At 48.1% G+C, this 964-nt stretch carries 1 protein-coding gene and 1 pseudogene; one reads left to right on the top strand and one right to left on the bottom strand.

Annotated elements, in window-relative coordinates:
* Positions 1–558, top strand: a pseudogene (locus CIK04_RS32010) (transposase); the annotation flags it as partial.
* Here CIK04_RS32010 and CIK04_RS35300 read toward each other — a convergent pair.
* Positions 523–964: hypothetical protein (locus CIK04_RS35300; RefSeq protein ID WP_325206077.1), on the bottom strand; the 442-nt coding region annotated here is incomplete at its 5' end. The pseudogene CIK04_RS32010 and the gene CIK04_RS35300 overlap by 36 nt on opposite strands.

The raw sequence follows: 964 nt of genomic DNA, 5'->3' as shown, positions 1-964 counted from the left end.
CTTTACCGCTCCAGTGGCGGAGTCACTTGAACGTCGAGGTATTCTTGGCGTGTTCGGTTATCGACGTCCATCGAGAACGAAAAATGCGTTCAAAAAGAAACACTTTACTTACGACGCGCAAAGAGACWGCTACCAATGTCCGAATGGTCAGGCGTTGCTTTATAAAACCACATCWCGCGATGCCTACCGAGAATACCACTCAGACCCGAAAGAGTGTGCGTTCTGTCCAATGAGGGATGACTGCACTCAAAGCAAAAACATGAAGAAAGTGATTACTCGGCATATCTATAGCGATGCCGTAGAGAGAGCAAATCAAATGCGGCTCTCTTCCTATGGCAAGAAGACTTATCGACGTCGAAGTGAAACAGTAGAACGGAGCTTTGCAGAYGCCAAGCAACATCATGGTCATCGTTATGCTCGCTTCCGAGGTCTAGCCAATGTGCAAATGCAATGTTGGTTGGCAGCGGCAGCCCAAAACATCAAGAAGATWGCGTTGGTGGTGAACTATCTACGAAAATGGGCTTAAATATGGCAGAAATAAGGCAGATACTTGCTTCTGTATACCCRTGTAATGAATGGAAACTTCTGCGCACGATATAMAAAAAAAAAATCACGATCGCGACCTACGGTCGCTTCCAAAAAAGAACCCCACTTAAAAAGCGGGGGTTCGTCATCAATCTGAGGCTTGCCATTGGCAATGCTTTTTGTTTGCCCAGCGAAGCTGGCAAACCCGTCGGGTTGAAAGAAGCCCGAATCGCCCTGACTGAGGGGAAGATAATCCGAATTGCAAGGGCGTTGCTGGCCAACGGCAGGGTCTGAAGGAAGCAATAGGAAGTTAACAGTACACAACGTAAGTGAACCTGCTTCGGCAGCATAGGTGGGTAAGCGTCCGAAACATCGCAAAGCCCAATACTCAGTCAGACCTATGCTGTGCTTGAGGGTGGCATTGTTAACAGGGAGCCAG

The sequence above is a fragment of the Vibrio sp. 03_296 genome, assembly GCF_002265885.1.
This window is presented reverse-complemented; position numbering and strand designations above follow the sequence as displayed.